The sequence below is a fragment of the Leucobacter komagatae genome (assembly GCF_000834055.1).
Taxonomy (GTDB): Bacteria; Actinomycetota; Actinomycetes; order Actinomycetales; family Microbacteriaceae; genus Leucobacter; species Leucobacter komagatae_A.
Genome location: NZ_JXSQ01000010.1, coordinates 67445 through 84772, shown reverse-complemented (window position 1 = coordinate 84772; position 17328 = coordinate 67445). Strand labels below are relative to the sequence as shown.

Genomic DNA, 17328 nt, shown 5'->3' with positions numbered 1-17328 from the left:
TGGGCCCGGTCCCCGGTCCCGACCCCGGTCCTTGCTTCCCCGATCCGGGACCTTGCCTCCCCGATCCGGGTCCTTGCCTCCGAGCGCGGCCCTATTTTCGCGAAGTTTGGGCCGTGCTCGGAGTGGCGAGCCGGGCTCACCCGCTGGCGGGATCTTACTCTTGGGTCTGGCTAATCTGGGCGCTGTGCCCTGAAAGCGCTGGGACTGTCCGGATGAGCCATCCCTCGTATGCCTCTTGGCTCCAGCCGGAGTCGTGGACGAGCTGATTGTAGCCTTCGGGAGACAGGATGAATGAGAGGGTGTCGGCGTGCGTTTCGGGCGGGATGCTTGATGTCGCAATGCCGCGGTTTTGCAGCTCGTCGACAAGCACGAGAATGTCCGCTCGGCGGCGCTCTTGGAGGCCATCGAGTTTCGTGCTGAGTTCCAGGTCAGAGACGGCGGCAGAAACCAACGCTGTCCACAAGCGGCTGCTGCGCCTGTTTGACTCAGCAAGGAAATGCATGATGCCTGCAAGGTAGCGGGCGTTGTCGAGGTCTGCTGTGATCTCAGCCACGGGGGCGTGGGTTGCGAGCGATTCGATGCCTTCCATTCCGGCAAAGCTGTTCTCGAACGCGGCGAGCAACAGGTCTCGTTTGAAGCCGCTGGCTTTTACTGTCTCAACTGATACTCCAGCGAGCTCACCGATTCGGGACAGAGAGGTGCCTCCGTACCCGTTGGATGCGAAAAGTTCCGCGGCTGCACTCAGGATCCGGGATCGTGTTTCCGCAGCCTGTTCGTCTCGCAGCGGTGACCGATACCCACGCGTCGGGGTTGTGGCGTCAGGAACTACAGACATTTGGCCACCTCTATGGTTTAATGAAAACTTCAACGGGGGAGATTCTATTTGCTGCCCCTCACTATTCGCTGAAAGGACCCTCGTGTCCGCTGTCCTCCTCTGTAGCACCCCTGTTTACGGGCACGTCACCCCGCTTCTCGCGGTTGCCCGTCACCTGAGTGAGAACGGGCACCGCGTCCGCTTTCTGAGCGGCGCGAAGTATAGGGACGCGATCGAGGCGACCGGGGCAGAATTCCTTCAGCTCCCTGCGGATGCCGATTACGACGACTCTGACATGGACGCCGCGTTCCCCGAACGAGTTGGGCTGAAGGGCCCAGCAGGAATCCGATACGACATATCAGCAATCTTCTTGCGACCGGCGCTCAGCCAGCTTGCTGCGGTCGAGGCCGCCCTCTCGGCGGAGCCAACGGACGCAGTGCTTGTGGAGCCGATGTTTATGGGGACACTCGGGCTCATTCGGGTAGAGCGCGAGGCCAGGCCGGCTGTGATCTCGCTTGGGATCATCCCGCTTGGGCTCTCGAGCCCAGACACGGCGCCCTACGGGCTCGGGATTGCTCCGATGCGTGGCCCGGTCGGAAGGTTGCGAAACTCGATGCTCCGGTTCCTCGCCCAGAATGTCATCTTTGGCGGGGTTCAGAAAGAAGCTGAGCAGCTGATCCTCGAAGCGACGGGTGAGCCGCTTCAAGGGTTCTTCATGAACGGACAGGAGAGCGCCGATGCAATCGTGCAGTTTTCAGTGCCCGGGTTTGAATATCCGCGTGCAAACCTGCCGTCGCACGTCCGTTTTGTTGGCCCACTGTCGCGTACGGTGCCCTCCTCGGGTGAATTGCCGGAGTGGTGGGGTGAGCTTGACGGGAGCAAGCCGATGGTGCACGTGAGCCAGGGAACTGTCGCAAACCGGGACTATTCGCAGCTCATCGCACCTGCGATCGCCGGGCTCGCGGGCGAGGACGTGCTTGTCGTCGTCTCAACCGGGGGGCGCCCGGTCGAGACGTTGCCGTCGCCGCTGCCCGCAAACGTTCGAGTCGCCTCGTATCTCCCTCACGACAAGCTGCTGCCCCTCACCGATGTATTCGTGAGTAACGGCGGGTACGGGGGTGTGCACTACGCACTCGAGCATGGAGTTCCGCTCGTGGTTGCTGGGAAGACCGAAGACAAGGCCGAGGTCACTGCCAGGGTCGGGTGGAGCGGTGCGGGAGTGAACCTCGCAACGAATGCGCCCAAGCCCGAACAGGTACGGCGGGCTGTTCGCCGAGTCTTAGCAAACGACAGATTCCGGGCCGCTAGCGCGCGTATCGGGGCGGAGATCGCCGCATCTTCAGGACTTCGGGGTCTTGAAGAAGTCGTCGTACATTTCTCCGCCATCGGCGCGGCCTCGTCGCCAGAGGTACGCAGTGGATAGGTGACATCCGACTGGACCTATACGTGCATCAGCCCCTATACCCCAACGAGCGCCGATACCCAGGTGTGGGCGCTCCAATCTCGAAGGAAATCTCGCATGTTGCTCTCCGCTCCTCGAACAGAGTCGGCCCCCAGAGAACCCCGGAATGGACGCAGTCTCGTGGCCATGCTCGCGTCCGCCACGATCGCACTGACACTTTTCGCCCCGGTCTCGGCAGCGCTCGCAGACCCCGCCGATGAGGTGGCGGCCGACAGCAGCATGACGGTGAGCCCGGCGAAGGGAACGAGCGTTGGCGGCGAACGCGTCGCCATTGCGCCGAGCCAGTTCGATCGCGAGTGGGTGCACGTTGGGAGGGGAGACTACCAGTCGTTCGCCGTCACCAGAGACGGCTCTATCTATGCGTGGGGTAGCAACCGCCAAGGCCGACTCGGGATTGGCTCTGGCTCCGAATACGCTCAAACACCCACTCGAATTCCCACGCCCGACGGAACTCCTCTCGCCGGGAAGAAGTTCACGCAAGCCGAGGGGGGCCTCATGCACGGGGTCGCACTCGACACTGATGGGGTCGTCTACACCTGGGGAAATAACTCGTACGGTCAGCTAGGCAATGGCACCCATGGGCTGGAGTCATCCACGATTTCACCTGTCGCAGTGCCCACCGCTGGCACCCCGATGGCGGGAAAGACGATCGTAAAGATTGCGACAGCGACCTATACCACGGTGGTAGTTGCTTCGGACGGCTCCGTTTATGGGTGGGGACAGGGCCCCAACGGTCTTTTGGGCAATGGTGACACCGAGAATTCGGCCGTCCCCGTTCAGGTCACAACCGTAGGCACCCCAATGGCCGGGAAAAGGTCGTCGATATCTCGATCGGTGGGCACGTCATCGCCCGCACCTCGGATGGCTCGTACTACGCGTGGGGACTCAACCACGTAGGCCAACTCGGCGACGGCACTACGGCCAGCGCTCTCACGCCCATCGCTCTCAGGACCGAGGGCACTGCGCTCGAGGGAAAGACGCTTTCGCAGGTCGTCGCAGGATCAACGACCACGCTTGCGCTCGATTCATCAGGCGTGGTCTACAGCTGGGGAGATAACAAGTACGGGATGCTCGGAAATGGCACCTACGTAGATTCACCTGTTCCGACGCCCGTGCCGACTCCCGCAGGTTCTCCAATGGCCGGGAAAACGATCGTCCACATTGGGGCATCTGGACACACGATGGGGGCCGTAGCCTCAGATGGTTCTGTTTTCGGTTGGGGCTCCAACCCGACGACCGACTACTACGAGGGAGAGTCTGCGATGTGGAAGGTCCCGGTGCTGGTGAACACAGCGGGTACTTCGCTGGAAGGAAAGCACATCACTCAATTCAGAACAGGCCTGCATCGACTTGTGCTCGCCTCTGACGGCTCCATGTACACCTGGGGGTACAACGCCTCCTATCAACTCGGCAACGGAACAAAAGTGTTTTCGCCTACGCCGAGCAGCCCAATGTCTGTGGCCAGCTACGCGTTTGATGGCGTGCCGGTTGCGCTCGATGCGGAGCGCCGTGGAACTGTGCCCGCTCACGCCCCCGGCGTCGTTGACGTGACCGCAACGTTCGAAGGACGCACCGAAACAGTTGTCGGCGGATACACGTATCAGGATGTGCCCGATGCGCCAACCGAACTCACCGCTGTCCCTTCCGCTGGATCACCTCAGACTTCGATCGATGTCACGTGGAACAACCCGGCATACACCGGTCGGTCTGCGATCACCGGCAACCCCATCAAATACCGCAAGGCCGGGGATCTCGAATGGTCTGAGGCAGCCGACTCACAGATCGACGGACTTCTCCCCGGCCGAACATATGAAGTTGTCGTGCACTCACAGAACTCATTCGGGCTGAGCGTCGCTTCGGAGACCGCCTCGGTGACCACGACCCCCGACGTAACGCTCGCAATGCTCACCGTGAGTCTCAGCGATCCGCTCACCCCGGTCGTTCAGGGCGACACAGCGCAGTTCACGGTGACCGGAGCAAACACGTACGGGGACCCGCTCCCGGTTGCGCCTGAAGATGTGGAGCTGAGAAGCACCGTCGGGCGCGACGTGGGGACTGGCACCAGCATGGCGTTCGATACCGCTGGCACGCGAACAGTCACCGCAACGGTCGGTAGCGTGAGCGGGACTGTCGAGGTGACCGCATCTCCGCGGTATATCGTGACTTGGGACGAGAACTGGCCCGATGCGGATGCGCCGTCGTCCGACACTGTCTCCGCCGACACCCTCGTCGAACTCCCTGATCCTTCCGCTGCCGGCTGGGTGATCACTGGCTGGAACACCGCAGCGCAAGGCGACGGAACACCGGTGACGACCAGCACCCCACTCGCAGATATCGCAGACGGCCCGAACGTCACGTTGTACGCGAGGTGGGAGCGACGCACGCTCGAGCTCTCGCTCTCGAAAGACCGAGTGGCCGCTGGCGAAGCCGCTACGATCACCGCAACGGCGAACGGTTCGTTCGGCACGACCACCGACGCGACAGCTGAAACAGAGTTTAGCTCTCTCGACGACGTCGCAACGTTTACGGACGGCTCGGTGGTCTCGACGACCGCGGGTGCGCATGTTCTTGAGGGTGTGTTTGACGGCGCTGTGGCACGGACCACGGTCACAGTAGGACCGTCCTCGGTCGACTCACTCACCCTCACTCCTTCTGCAACGACCGTGGATCAGGGCGGCTCGCTTACCTTCACGGCTGTGGGCCATGACGAATATGGCAACTCCATCGAACTCGATCCGGCGCAAGCGAAACTCACCTCCGACGTAGACACCGACGTCGCGACAGGAATGACCATGCGGTTCCCTAGTGCGAGCCGGCACGTCGTCACCCTGACCTACGGCGACGTCAAAACGTCAGTGACAATCGAAGTTCGACCAGGGAAAACCGCCTCGAAACCGCAGGGGCTGGTCGCTTCGAAACCGCAGGGGCTGGTCGCTACAGGCGGGACCGCGGCCGTCGCACTGGGGAGCACTGCCGTGGCGCTATTGCTGCTCGGTTGCGTGTTGCTGCTGCGCCGGCGCATTCGAAGGGACGCGCACTAGTTGTAGGATCCCACACACGATGTGAACAGCTCAGGTAGCGAAGACCTCCGCAAGGATGTGTGTCACCCACTCACGCCCTTGACTCGGAGGTCTTCGCAACTCACGCCAGCGCACCAAATGACGCCAATTGGTCGCGCGACACTGTCGGCGCTCACTGGCGAGTCGGGTTGGAGTCTCTAAGTTCAGTCAAAGGCTGAACGGGGTTACGAAATGGAGCCTCGATCACGTCGACCTGATTGCCGACACCTCCGGAGTGTCCACAGACTGGCCTGCCAGGCGTGTAGCATTGGAAGCTGTTGCCCCTATAGCTCAGCGGTAGAGCTACGGACTTTTAATCCGCAGGTCGTAGGTTCGATCCCTACTGGGGGCACCAACTCAACACAGCACAAAGGCCGGTCAGAATCTCCATTCTGACCGGGCCTTTGTGGTGGTGTCGGAAGCTCTCCGCTTAGATGGTCGCGTACAGGCGGCCGTCGGCTTCGCCGCGCTGGAGCCGCCCAAGACCGTCTGGGATCTCCTCAAAACCGATCTCGGTTGCGCGGATCTTGAGATCCCCGTCGGCGATCATCTTGAGCACGGCCCTGAGGTTTTCGGGGTTGCCGTCGGGCGTTGAGCCTTTCAGCGTGATCGATCGCGACACGAGATCAAACGAGGTGAACTCCGTTTCGGTCTTCCCCAGCCCGACGAGCACAACGGTGCCTGCGTACTTTACCGCGCGCAGTGCCCCAGCAGTTGTGGTGCCAAAACCCGCGAAATCAATGATCACGTCGAGGTCTTTGCCCTCGAGCTCGGAGACGTCGGCGTACACCTCGTCGACTCCCTGCTCCTTCGCGACCTCCCATGACGACTGCCTGGGCTCCACGCCGAAGACCGTTGCCCCGAGAACCTTCGCGATTCGTGCGCCGGTCATTCCGAGCCCGCCCAACCCGACGATGCCAACACGGTCTCCCGCTTTGACCGCGCCGTGGACGGCGACGCCGGTGTACGCGGTCACCCCAGCGTCGGTCGCAGCAGCAGCTTGTCCCCAGTCGAATCCTGCTGGCAGGTGTACGAGCTGCGCCGCTGTCACCTCGAAGAAATCTGCGTATGCCCCGTCCCTGGTCGCGCCCGGGGCGTCGGCGATGATGAGCGCAGCAGCAACCGCATCGCCCACTGCCACGTTCTCCACGCCTTCCCCGATCGCGGATACGACGCCTGCGGCTTCGTGGCCGAGAATGATGGGGAGTGGCTTGGCGAACGGAATCTTGCCCTCCATGTACCCAACGTCGGTGTGGCACAGCCCCACTGCTTTGGTCTCCACAATGACGGTACCTGGGTTGGGCTGCGGAATGTCGACCTCGACCCGCTTCAGCTCACCAGGCACACTATCAAGTCTCCAGGCTTTCATGACGTTCTCTTTCTGTAGTGAATAGATGATCGTGGCACTCTGGAGAATCTCGACGTCGCAAGGACAGACACCCCCACCCGTCTCCCCAGATTTCGAGGCGCGAGGTTCGTGTTGGCCTCGGTGTCACGCGCCCAGCCTACACCCGCTATTGCTCACTTGAGCAATAGCGGAAATGGGTACACTTGGCCAATGGACGCCCGAGAACTCAGAACCGCAAATGCCCTGCGGGACGCGGTATTTGAGCTCGCAGCGCAGCGCGATATTGCGCAGGTCACTACGACGGAGCTCGCTCTCTTCGCGGGGGTGGCGCGGAGGACCGTTTATAACCACGGAAGAAGCCCGCAAGAGCTGCTGTTTCGGTTCCTGTCGGAAGAGCTGACGAGCATTCGCGAAGAACTGGAGTCGGGCTACTCGGCGCGATCCGCCGCGGAAACGTTCGAAGTTGGCCTTCGCGCGGTGCTCGCACACGTCGCAGGTCACCGCGTCATCTACGAGCAAACTGGCTCGGGGAGTGTTGGCGCTGTGTGGCATCAAATGCTGGCGAGCCACTTCGCCGGAACGCTGAGCGGTTTCCTCGGGAAGTATCACCCGACGGACTACTGGCAGAGCGACATCGCAGGCGCGAGCCGACCAGAGATCCAGGCGGTGGCCGCCGAGGTATTCGCGCACTCGATGGCGGGAGCGATCGAAGCCTGGCTGCGCATGCCTGGTGCGCGAGAGCCCGAGCTGTGTTTTCAGATCATCAAGGAGACCGTTCCGGTATGGCTGTATACCCCGCACGCTGCGGCGGGGGGATAGGCCGCACCCTCACACGGTTGCGCACTCTCGCGGGCTGTTGCCCCCAGGCGTTGAAGCGTGCCGTTTGCGCCCCCGAAAACACCGAACGCCCGGCCAGGAACTGAATCCTGGCCGGGCGTTCGCGACGTTTTTCGCCGGTTAAGCCTTTCGGCGTCCCGTGATCATCCCCCAGATGAGGAGCACGACGAGTGCTCCACCAATTGCGAGGGCCCAGGTCTGAAGCGACCAGAAGTCCTCGAGTGGAGCATTGAACAGCAGTGAACCGAGCCAGCCGCCGATGTTTGCCCCAATGACGCCGAGAATCAGCGTCGCGAACCAGCCGCCACCACTTTTGCCCGGCATGATCGCCTTTGCGATTGCCCCGGCAATGAGCCCGAGCAGAATGAAAGCTAAGAATCCCATGAGTTTCCCCTTTCGCTTGGGTGTCCAATTATTCTCTGTTGACAATGCGAGTCAAGGGTTTTGGTGAATGTCACAGTTTTTGCGACACGCCTGGATTGCTCCCAAAGCGAACCGTCAGGCCCGCTCAGGCGCCTACGTTTACAGTGGGGAGTGCATTCGCTCGAAATTGGCACGTATCCGCGGTCGCACACGGCTCCTCGCGGTCGGGGCCATGGGCGATGCGGGAAGGAAGCACAATGAGCTGGGAACTGATTCCAGGCGGCCAAGAGCCGGGCAGAGGGCCTGCGCGCCGATTCCCGTGGGGTGTCCCGCTCGCGCTCGGCGTCGTCACTGCGCTGCTCGGGCTTACGCTGCTCATCTGGCCGTTTTTCGCAGGCAGCAGGATCCTCGCATTCCTGATCGGGGCCGCCCTCATCGGCAACGGGCTCGCCGCGATCGTTGGATCTCGGGGCCGTGGCTTCAGCACCCCAGCGGCAGTCTTGTTCATCGTGCTTGGCGTCGTCGCTATCGCATTCCCCGAGCTGACGGTGAGCCTGCTGGTGGGCTTCGTCGCCGCAACCATGCTGTTCATCGGCGTGCTGTGGCTGGCGATCGCGGTGCGGATGCGTCAGGGGATCCACTGGATCTTTGTCGCGCTACCCGCCGTGCTCATCGTGCTCGGCGTCGCCGCACTGCTGTGGCCCTCACTCGCGCTTATCCTCGCGGCGTTCGCCGCAGGGCTTCTCACGACCCTCATCGGTGGCTCGCTTATCTGGGCTGCTGTGTCACTGCGTCGCGGCGAACGGTAACGTAGCTGCACGTATGACAAGAGAACATCAGCGCCCCATTCTGCAACCATCCGCAGCCTTCGACGGAATCATCGGCTCAGACGATCCCGAGGCAGCTCATCGAATAGCCCAGGAAACCTCGTGGGCACTACTCCATCGCGTGCGCAAGGTAGCCGATCCCGAGACCGTGCGACGCGTTGTCGAGGTCGCGGCTGGCGACGGGATCAACGACATTGCCGAGCTGTGGGCCCGCGAGAGCCCGAACTCGCTGGCAGGCGTGCTCTGGCGGCTCTACCTGCTCAGGCGGATCCCACTCGCAGACCCTGAGGGCACCGCAGACCTATTCCGCCGCGGCTCGCAGCGCATCGGCACGATCGACCCAGTCGTGGTGGGAGCGGTCGAGCCCGCCACGCCCGAGACCATCGCTGAACTCTGCGACAAGATTCTGCGTGGCGCATTCGTCGGGGACCTCGGGGTGACGCTCGACCGCGCAGCGGCCTACTCTCGCGTGATGGCGGCCGGAGCGGCGGAACTCGCAGATGACAGGGATCCACACGACGAAGAACACGGCAGCGAGCTCACCACGCGCGCGCTTCGGTACACGACGATCGCACGTGAACTTGACGGAGCTGCGCGCAGATGGCGCGACGGAACACTTGGCTAACGGACAGCAGATTCAGTAACTCCGGGTACACTTATGAGTGCCGGGCCGCAGTTCCCCGGGCTCCAAAAATTGCCGCTTCGAGCGGCCTTCCGCCGAGAGGCGTTCTGCGGCTCGGTCTCTTCTTTTCGGCGCTCTCCGGTGAGGTTTCCCGGACGCAGCTGCAGTAACTCTTGGATCTGCGCATCCTCTGCAGCTTTTCGCGCAATTCTTCCTTGTTACGGTGGATCCGATATCTTCTGCAGCGCACTCGCCAGCGCGCTCTGCAGCGCACCAGCCCGAGCACCAGCCCGCGCGGCGGCTCAGCGCCAAATGCCAACGCGCCCGCCCGCAGAGCGGACGAGCGCGAACAGAGCACGAGCAGAGGGGACGGACACGAGCAGCGGACGAGCAGAAGCAGCCCGAAACCTTCCTAGCGGAAGCCTCCCTGCCGAAGCCCCCGAAGCCCCGAAGCCTCCCTAGCCGAAGCGGCCCGAGACGTAGTCCTCGGTCGCCTGCACGGTTGGCGCACCGAAGATCGTCGCGGTGTCGTTGTACTCGATGAGCTTGCCCGGCTTGCCGGTGCCGGCGATGTTGAAGAACGCGGTGCGGTCGGAGACGCGCGATGCCTGCTGCATGTTGTGGGTCACGATCACGATCGTGTACTCCTGCTTGAGCTCTGAGATGAGGTCCTCGATCGCGAGCGTCGAGATCGGGTCGAGCGCCGAGCAGGGCTCGTCCATGAGGAGCACCTCGGGGGAGACCGCGATCGCACGCGCGATGCAGAGGCGCTGCTGCTGCCCACCGGAGAGGCCAGCGCCCGGCTTTTCCAGGCGGTCCTTCACCTCGTTCCAGAGGTTCGCGCCGCGGAGCGACTTCTCGACGAGGGCATCGGCGTCGCCCTTGGAAATGCGCTTGTTGTTGAGCTTCACACCGGCGAGCACGTTGTCGCGGATCGACATCGTCGGGAACGGGTTGGGCCGCTGGAAGACCATGCCAACCTGGCGCCGTACGAGCACGGGATCGACCCCGGCGCCGTAGAGATCTTCACCGTCAAGCATGACGCTGCCCTCGACGCGTGCGCCTGGGATCGTCTCGTGCATCCGGTTCAGCGTGCGGAGGAAGGTGGACTTCCCGCAGCCCGACGGACCGATGAACGCCCGTGACCGAGCGCGGCTCGATCGCGAGTGAGACGTCTTCGACTGCAAGAAACTTCGAGTAGTAGACGTTGAGGTCTTCAACTTCGATGCGCTTCGACATGTGCTGCTTTCTGTGGGTGTGGTCTGTGATCAGCGCGCGACGGCGGAGAACCGGCGGGCGATGAGGCGGGCAATGAGATTGAGCGCCATCACGATGAGGATGAGGAGGAGCGCTGCTGCCCACGCGCGCTCGATGAACGCTGAGGCCGGATTGCCCTGGTTCGCGAACTGCGTGTACACGTACACGGGCAGCGACTGCATACGGTCGCTGAACAGGCTGTAGTTCATGCTCGCGGTGAAGCCTGCGGTGATGAGCAGCGGCGCGGTCTCGCCGATGACGCGAGCGATCGCGAGCATCACGCCCGTCATGATGCCGGCCATCGACGTGGGGAGGACCACCTTGAGGATCGTGCGCCACTTCGGCACGCCGAGCGCGTATGAGGCCTCACGGAGCTCGCTCGGCACGAGGCGGAGCATCTCCTCGCTTGAGCGCACGACGACGGGGATCATGAGCACCGCGAGTGCGACGGCGCCGATGATGCCCATGCGGGCTCCTGGGCCGAGGATGAGCACGAATGCTGCGTATGCGAAGAGGCCGGCGACGATTGAGGGAATACCCGTCATCACGTCCACGAGGAAGGTGATGATCTTCGCGAGCCGGCCGCGACCGTACTCGACGAGGTAGATCGAGGTCATGAGGCCAAGCGGCACCGCGATGATGGTCGCGGCGAGGGTGATGAGCAGGGTGCCGATCATCGCGTGGAGCGCGCCGCCGCCCTCACCGGTGACGTTGCGCATCGACGAGGTGAAGAACTCGAGGTCGAAGCGGGCGACACCGTTGGAGACGACCGTGATCGCGAGGGAGATGAGCGGGATGAGCGCGACGACGAAGGCCGCGGAGACGAGCACGGTGACGAGCCGGTCGGTGATCTTGCGGCGCATTGTTGCCGCGGAGGAGGCTGCAGAGAGAGACATGGTTACGCTCCGGTCCGTGCGGTCTGGCGGCTCACAATCCACCGCGCGAGCGCGTTCACGAGGAAGGTGACGATGAAGAGGATGAGGCCCGTTGCGATGAGCACGTTGACGTTCTCGCCGTATGCCTCTGGGAAGGTGAGCGCGATGTTCGCTGCGATCGTCGACGGGTTGTCAGCGGTGAGGAGCTTGAACGAGACGACGCCGCTCGCGGAGAGCACCATCGCGACGGCCATGGTCTCGCCGAGCGCGCGGCCGAGGCCGAGCATCGCGCCCGAGATGATGCCTGGCTTCGCGAAGGGAAGTACGGAAAGGCGGATCATTTCCCAGCGAGTGGCGCCGAGCGCGAGCGCGGCCTCTTCGTTGAGTTTTGGCGCCTGGAGGAAGACCTCGCGGGAGATTGCGGTCATCACGGGGAGGATCATCACTGCGAGCACGATCGCCGCGGTGAGAATCGTGCGGCCCGTTCCCGTCGCAGTGCCGCCGAAGAGCGGGATCCAACCGAGGTTTTCGTTGAGCCACACGTAGAGGGGGCGGACGGCCGGTGCGAGGACGAGGATGCCCCAGAGGCCGTAGACCACGCTCGGCACCGCCGAGAGCAGGTCGATGATGTACCCGAGCACCGCGGAAAGCCGTCGCGGTGCGTAGTGGGAGATGAAGAGTGCGATCCCGATAGAGAGGGGGAGCGCGATGATGAGTGCGAGGACAGCGGCCCAGACGGTGCCGAAGACCAGCGGGCCAACGTAGGCCCAGAAGTTGGTGGTGAGCACCGACGCGGTGTCGCCTGTTGCGACGAACGCGGGGAGGCTCTGCACGATGAGGAAGATTGCGACGGCGGCGAGGATGACCAGAATCATGCTGCCTGATGCGATGGCCGTGCGCGAGAACACTCGGTCGCCGCGGCTGAGAACCTGGCGCGGCGCGGTCGTGGGTGCAGTCACTAGGGGAGTGCCTTCCGATGTGTGGTTGGTTGCGACCTGACTGGGGCCGAAGCCCTGGCAGGATCGGCGCTCACCGGGTGAGCCGCCGATCCTGCCAGGCGGTGGCTAGCTGATCGACGCTACAGCGGCGACGGCCTGCTCGCGGAGCGTGTCCGAGATCGGCGCCGAGCCTGCCGCCTTCGCGGCGACTTCCTGGCCCTCGGAGCTCACGATGTAGTCGAAGTACGACTTGACGAGCTCGGCGTTTGCCGGATCCTCGTACTTCTCGCAGCCGACGAGGTAGCTCACGAGCACGATCGGGTAGACGCCCGCTTCGGTGCTGGTGCGGTCAAGGGCGATCGCGAGGTCGTGCGCGGTACGGCCCTCTTCGAGCGGCGATGCGTCAACGATTGCTGCCGCGGCCTCAGGTGTGAACGGAACGTACTTCTCGCCAACCTTGATGCTCACGGTACCGAGATCGTCTGCCTTCGAAGCGTCGGCGTAGCCGATGGTGCCGACGCCGCCCTTCACTGCCTCGACGACACCCGAGGTGCCCTGGGCTGCCTCGCCGCCGGTGATCTCTGCTGGCCATTCCTCGACCGAGCCTGCGGTCCACGCCTCGGGGGCTGCAGCTGCAAGGTAGTCGGTGAAGTTGCCCGTGGTGCCCGACTTGTCGGAGCGGTGAACCGGCACGATCGCCTGGTCGGGGAGGGTCGCGTCAGCGTTCGCCTCTGCGATAGCAGGGTCGTTCCACTTCGTGATCTCGCCGGTGAAGATCTTCGCGACAGTCGAAGCGTCGAGGTTCAGCTTGTCGACACCGTCAACGTTGAACACGATGGCGATCGGGGAGATGTACGCGGGGATCTCGACGATGTCGCTCGTCGTGCACGCGTCGAAGGGGCCCGCGGTGATCTCGTCGGTCTTGAACGCGCGGTCCGAGCCAGCGAACGCTACTGCGCCCTTCTGGAAGGACTCGCGGCCGGCACCCGAACCCGAGGGGTCGTAGTTGATGGTGACGTCAGCGTTCGCGGTCTGGAAGCCAGCGATCCACCCCTGCTGCTGAGCCGCGTCCTGTGAGGAAGCGCCAGCGCCGGAGATCGTGCCGGAGAGCGACGATGCGGTCTCTTCGCCAGTGTCGGGTGCGCCCTCATTGGTAGCGCAGCCGGTGAGGATAAGCAGGGCGGCGCCGCCGACAGCGGCTGCCTTCATCGTGGATGAGAACTTCACGAGTGTCGTGTCCATTCTGATGTGGTGTGATCCTGAAGTGCGGGGCGAGTGCCCAACGGTCTCAACGCTAAGGAGCGGGTGTGACTGGGATCCGACCGGAGGGTAAACATGAGGTGAACTCGCGGTGATGCTCGGGCGTCGCTAAGCCGCCAGGCGCGGCAGCGCTCAGACTCGGGTGCTGCGGTGCGGCCGCGGGCACTGCGCTCGCCGCAGCAGCACGAAAGGGGGTTCCCGCCGTTTCCGGCGTGAACCCCCTGTGGCGCGCGTGCGCGTGTTCGTTGCTGCGCGGCCTAGCGCGTGGCCTGGGGCGTCGCGCGCGAGCCGAACGTGATGTACCGCTCCCCGCTCGGGAGCGAGTAGAACCGCACCGACGCCCACGACTGGGCGCCCTCGGGGCGGATCGCGAAGACGTCCTCGCGCACTGGCACCAGTTCGAACTCGGTGACGGCGTTCGCCATGAAGCTCGCTGCGGCACCGCTTACGGTGTTGCGGAGGCGCAGCGACCCATCCTCCTCGAAGACCTCCATGAGGACGTCCGTGCGGCGGTAGCTACCAACGTAGCGGGCCACGTCAGCCGTATACGGCACGGTCGGGGGTGCGAACGGCGCCGGAACGGTCACCCCGGCGAGCTCGTCGAAGATCTCGGTGAACAGCTGCTGGTAGAGATCCTTCGTGTTCCCGCCGTTCGTCATGAGAATGACGGCGAGACCGGAGTCAGGTAGCACGCGGAGGATCGCCGACTGGCCGATGGTGCCACCGTCGTGACCAAAGAGGCGCGTTCCGCCCCAGTCGAAACGGATCCAGCCGAGCCCCCACGAATCGCCAAACGCGCTCGGGTCAGGCAGCCCGACCTGGAACTCCGTCATGCGAGTTGTGCTCTGCTCAGACAGGATCCTCGTGCCGTTTCCTGCGACCCCGCCGAGGAGGTGCATTCTCGCGAACTCAAGCACTTCGCCGGCTGTCGAGTTGATGATGCCTGACGGTCCGAGGGATCGCGGAGGCGACCACTGCTTGGCGACGAGCGGCCCGTGCTCGTCACGCCCGAGGTGGCCGAATGCGGCGCGGTGCCTGAGTGCTTCCTCCGGCAGCGTCCCGGTGCGTTGCAGGCCGAGCGGGGCGTAGATGCGCTGGCGCAACGCCTCGTCCCATGAGAGGCCGGTGAGCTGCTCAATAACTCGGCCAAGGATCACGTATCCCGAGTTGCAGTAAGAGAACGTCGCACCGACGGGATGCGTGGTGGCCACTTCAGCGAGCGACGCGACGTACTTTTCGATGCAGTCGTCGCCGCGGCCCGTGTCGGTGAACACGTCGCCGTCAATGCCGCTGGTGTGCGTGAGCAAGTGCCGCACGGTAATGGCCTGTGCTGCGTCCGCATCCGCGAGCGTGAAGCCGGGCAGCACATCGACGACGCGGGTGTCGAGCGTGAGCGCGCCCTCGTCGATGAGTTGCATTGCGACGGTCGCCGTCCACGGCTTCGTTATCGAACCGATCTGGAAGAGCGAGTCGGTTGTTGTTTCGACGCCGGTATCGGCGTTGAGTACGCCGTGGCAGGCGAGCGCGGGCTCATCACCGAGGCGGAGGATGCCGAGCGTCGCGCCAGGGATCCCGTGGAGCTCGGCGAGCTCGCTCAGCCGCTGCTGCCAGTGCGCCGCATCGAGCGCCGCGCCGTGCGCGGGAGACCCGGCGGGCGGCGCGTAGCGCACAACCCAGTCAACGATGCGGCGGTTCCAGTCTGCCCGGTGCGAGGGCTTTCCGCTGCGGAGGAAGCCGTGCGCCCCGCCAGGGTAAACGACAAGCTCCGTAGGCACGCGCTGTTCGCGCAGGGCAGTGAACCACTGCTCTGCTTGCCCGACAGGACACCGCTGGTCGTCGCCGCCGTGCACGATGAGTGTCGGCGTGCTCACATCGCCAACGCGCGTGTACGGGGACTGCCGCATCGTGGCCTCGGGATCCTCCCACGGCATCGCCTGGTGCTCGAGCCGCGACAGAAAATTGCCGACGTCTGAGGTGCCTGCGAGGCTCGTGAGGTCGGCAACGACGCCGCCGGTCACCGCGGCAGCGAAGCGCTGATCCCGCGAGGTGAGGTAGCAGGTCATGTAGCCGCCGTAGCTGTAGCCGGCGAGGGCGAGCCGATCCGGGTCGGCGATACCCTCGGCGACGAGCGTGTCGAGCGGCTCCAAGAAGTCGTTGGCGTCGCTTGAGCCCCACACCCCAAGCACGGCCCGCATGAAGTCTTCGCCGTAGCCGTCGCTGCCGCGCGGGTTGAGGATGAGCACCGCCCAGCCGCGGCTCACGAGCTCGTGGTGGTACGCGTGGAACGGTTCGGCGGCGCCATTCCAGGCGTTGTGCGGGCCGCCGTGGACGTCGAGTAACAGGGGGAGCGGGCCCGAGAGCGATGGATCCCGGCGCAGCCAGCCGTGCACGACGGTGCCGTCTGAGATCGTGAAACTGCGCGATTCCGGCGCGACCACCCCCGGCTCCTCCGGTGAGTACGCGGTGAGTACTGTCATCTCGCCGGAGGTAAGGTCCACCAGGACGACCTCGTCGAAGCGGGTGTCGTGTGCGACGATCGCGGCCGCGCGCGAACCGGCGACTGCCATCCCCGATACGTTGGCATCGCCAGTGAGGATCGGGCGCACCGTGGTGCCGGCAAGGTCGCTGGCGTACAGGTGCGTGTAGCCGTTGTCGCGGGCGCAGAACACCAGCTCGGTTGCCGCTCCAGTGAGCTGCGGCAGCGCGCCAGGGTAGCCGGGGCCCCCAGGCATGACGTTTCTGTCGAGCGCTGCCGTGAGGTTCGTGTGGCCCGAGCCGTCGAGTGGCAGCAGGAACACGCTCGCGTTGCCGATCTCTGTATCTGCGCGGCCGACCGCGAGGAGGCCCGTGCCATCCGGCGTCCAGCCGACAGCTGTGAGCTGCGCATCGAGGGCGCTCACGAGCTGCGGCGTCCCCTTCGCGCTGTGCGTCGGTACGACGTAGACCGCGCTCGCAAGAGTGAGGTCGGTGTCCTCCTCCATGCCAGCGGAGAACGCGATCCGCTCGCCGTCTGGCGACCAGACTGGGGCGCCAGCGAACCAGTCGCCCCGTGTCAGCTGCAGCACGCTGCGGTCGGCAAGGGTGACGACGTGGACGTGGGAGCGCACGGTGCCGAAGAAGCCCCTGCCATCGAGCTTGTAGCCGAGCCGGTCGGTGACCAGTGGCGCCGTGCGGCGGCGCGTGGACTCTGCTGTGCCGTCCCCGGGTAGCGCCGCGCTATCTATCGGGCCCGTGAACGCGATCCGTAAACTGTCTGTGCTCCACACCGGGGCACCTGCACCCAGCGGCTGCGACGAGACCTGCTCGGGCTCCCCACCCGCGAGCGGCAGCACCCAAAGCTGAGCCGGTCCCTCCTGCACGCGCAGGAACGCGATGTGGTTGCCGTCAGGGCTCCAAGCAGGAGCGGTGTCTGCGGTGCCGTAGGTCAGGCGACGCGCCTGCCCGCCAGCCGCCGAGACCACCCAGAGTGAGCGCTCATCCCGGTCGGCAGCGCGGTTCACGGTGCGCAGGACGTAGACGATCTGCGATCCGTCAGGCGAAATTGACGGCTGTTCGGGGAGCGCTTGCGCGATGAACTCGTCAGTGAGAATGCGCCGTTGCGTCATAAGGGAACTCCTGTTCGGCTGGTGTGCGGTTTGGGCGGCACCTGATTGGCGGTGTCGCCTG

General features: G+C 64.3%; 13 protein-coding genes, 1 tRNA gene and 1 pseudogene. 7 read left to right on the top strand and 8 right to left on the bottom strand.

What is annotated here, in order from left to right:
- Positions 1 to 154: 154 nt before the first annotated feature.
- On the bottom strand, positions 155 to 835 hold the full coding sequence (locus tag SD72_RS09050) for a TetR/AcrR family transcriptional regulator (protein WP_042544124.1): 681 nt from the start codon (positions 833 to 835) through the stop codon (positions 155 to 157).
- Positions 836 to 917: 82 nt separating this feature from the next.
- Between SD72_RS09050 and SD72_RS09045 the strand changes: the two genes are divergently transcribed.
- From SD72_RS09045 to SD72_RS09030, 4 genes are all read left to right on the top strand, one after another.
- Positions 918 to 2237 (top strand): glycosyltransferase, encoded by a 1320-nt coding sequence (locus tag SD72_RS09045; protein WP_042544123.1) that lies wholly within the window; start codon positions 918 to 920, stop codon positions 2235 to 2237.
- A gap of 165 nt (positions 2238 to 2402) precedes the next feature.
- Positions 2403 to 3173, top strand: a complete 771-nt coding sequence (locus SD72_RS09040; protein WP_198141923.1) for an RCC1 domain-containing protein — start codon at positions 2403 to 2405, stop codon at positions 3171 to 3173.
- Positions 3101 to 5317, top strand: a complete 2217-nt coding sequence (locus SD72_RS09035) for a fibronectin type III domain-containing protein (protein WP_084767061.1) — start codon at positions 3101 to 3103, stop codon at positions 5315 to 5317. Before SD72_RS09040 ends, SD72_RS09035 begins: the two co-directional genes overlap by 73 nt.
- A gap of 298 nt (positions 5318 to 5615) precedes the next feature.
- Positions 5616 to 5690 (top strand) — tRNA-Lys (locus tag SD72_RS09030).
- A gap of 75 nt (positions 5691 to 5765) precedes the next feature.
- On the opposite strand, the gene SD72_RS09025 is transcribed toward SD72_RS09030, so the two are convergent.
- A complete protein-coding gene (locus SD72_RS09025; RefSeq protein WP_042544120.1) occupies positions 5766 to 6704 on the bottom strand; it encodes a zinc-binding dehydrogenase in 939 nt (312 codons plus the stop codon).
- A 189-nt stretch (positions 6705 to 6893) separates the two neighbouring features.
- Here SD72_RS09025 and SD72_RS09020 point away from each other — a divergent pair, with 189 nt between their 5' ends.
- Entirely contained in the window at positions 6894 to 7502 is a 609-nt protein-coding gene (locus SD72_RS09020) for a TetR/AcrR family transcriptional regulator (RefSeq protein ID WP_042544119.1), read from the top strand.
- 138 nt (positions 7503 to 7640) lie between these two features.
- Here the strand turns inward: SD72_RS09020 and SD72_RS09015 are convergent, their stop codons facing one another.
- Entirely contained in the window at positions 7641 to 7904 is a 264-nt protein-coding gene (locus SD72_RS09015; protein WP_042544118.1) for a GlsB/YeaQ/YmgE family stress response membrane protein, read from the bottom strand.
- 236 nt (positions 7905 to 8140) lie between these two features.
- Here SD72_RS09015 and SD72_RS09010 point away from each other — a divergent pair, with 236 nt between their 5' ends.
- Both SD72_RS09010 and SD72_RS09005 read left to right on the top strand, forming a co-directional pair.
- Entirely contained in the window at positions 8141 to 8692 is a 552-nt protein-coding gene (locus SD72_RS09010; RefSeq protein WP_042544117.1) for a DUF308 domain-containing protein, read from the top strand.
- A gap of 13 nt (positions 8693 to 8705) precedes the next feature.
- Positions 8706 to 9335 (top strand): hypothetical protein, encoded by a 630-nt coding sequence (locus tag SD72_RS09005; RefSeq protein ID WP_042544116.1) that lies wholly within the window; start codon positions 8706 to 8708, stop codon positions 9333 to 9335.
- Between the two features lie 455 nt (positions 9336 to 9790).
- On the opposite strand, the pseudogene pstB reads toward SD72_RS09005, so the two are convergent.
- The 5 genes and pseudogenes from pstB to SD72_RS08980 form a co-directional block, all read right to left on the bottom strand.
- Positions 9791 to 10571: pseudogene (gene pstB / locus SD72_RS09000) on the bottom strand (phosphate ABC transporter ATP-binding protein PstB).
- A 29-nt stretch (positions 10572 to 10600) separates the two neighbouring features.
- A complete protein-coding gene (gene pstA, locus SD72_RS08995; protein WP_157000525.1) occupies positions 10601 to 11485 on the bottom strand; it encodes a phosphate ABC transporter permease PstA in 885 nt (294 codons plus the stop codon).
- Between the two features lie 2 nt (positions 11486 to 11487).
- Positions 11488 to 12423: a phosphate ABC transporter permease subunit PstC gene (pstC, locus tag SD72_RS08990; RefSeq protein ID WP_042544115.1), complete on the bottom strand. Its 936-nt coding sequence runs from the start codon at positions 12421 to 12423 to the stop codon at positions 11488 to 11490.
- A gap of 105 nt (positions 12424 to 12528) precedes the next feature.
- Positions 12529 to 13629 (bottom strand): phosphate ABC transporter substrate-binding protein PstS, encoded by a 1101-nt coding sequence (pstS, locus tag SD72_RS08985; protein ID WP_042544151.1) that lies wholly within the window; start codon positions 13627 to 13629, stop codon positions 12529 to 12531.
- Positions 13630 to 13919: 290 nt separating this feature from the next.
- Positions 13920 to 17267 (bottom strand): serine hydrolase, encoded by a 3348-nt coding sequence (locus SD72_RS08980; protein ID WP_042544114.1) that lies wholly within the window; start codon positions 17265 to 17267, stop codon positions 13920 to 13922.
- Positions 17268 to 17328 lie beyond the last annotated feature (61 nt).

Excerpts from the sequence above, each read along its gene's own strand:
- SD72_RS09050 (WP_042544124.1), bottom strand. The coding sequence starts at position 835 with ATGTCTGTAGTTCCTGACGCCACAACCCCGACGCGTGGGTATCGGTCA.
- SD72_RS09040 (WP_198141923.1), top strand. The coding sequence starts at position 2,403 with ATGCTCGCGTCCGCCACGATCGCACTGACACTTTTCGCCCCGGTCTCG.
- SD72_RS09025 (WP_042544120.1), bottom strand. The coding sequence starts at position 6,704 with ATGAAAGCCTGGAGACTTGATAGTGTGCCTGGTGAGCTGAAGCGGGTC.
- SD72_RS09020 (WP_042544119.1), top strand. The coding sequence starts at position 6,894 with ATGGACGCCCGAGAACTCAGAACCGCAAATGCCCTGCGGGACGCGGTA.
- SD72_RS09015 (WP_042544118.1), bottom strand. The coding sequence starts at position 7,904 with ATGGGATTCTTAGCTTTCATTCTGCTCGGGCTCATTGCCGGGGCAATC.
- SD72_RS09010 (WP_042544117.1), top strand. The coding sequence starts at position 8,141 with ATGAGCTGGGAACTGATTCCAGGCGGCCAAGAGCCGGGCAGAGGGCCT.
- SD72_RS09005 (WP_042544116.1), top strand. The coding sequence starts at position 8,706 with ATGACAAGAGAACATCAGCGCCCCATTCTGCAACCATCCGCAGCCTTC.
- pstA (WP_157000525.1), bottom strand. The coding sequence starts at position 11,485 with ATGTCTCTCTCTGCAGCCTCCTCCGCGGCAACAATGCGCCGCAAGATC.
- SD72_RS08980 (WP_042544114.1), bottom strand. The coding sequence starts at position 17,267 with ATGACGCAACGGCGCATTCTCACTGACGAGTTCATCGCGCAAGCGCTC.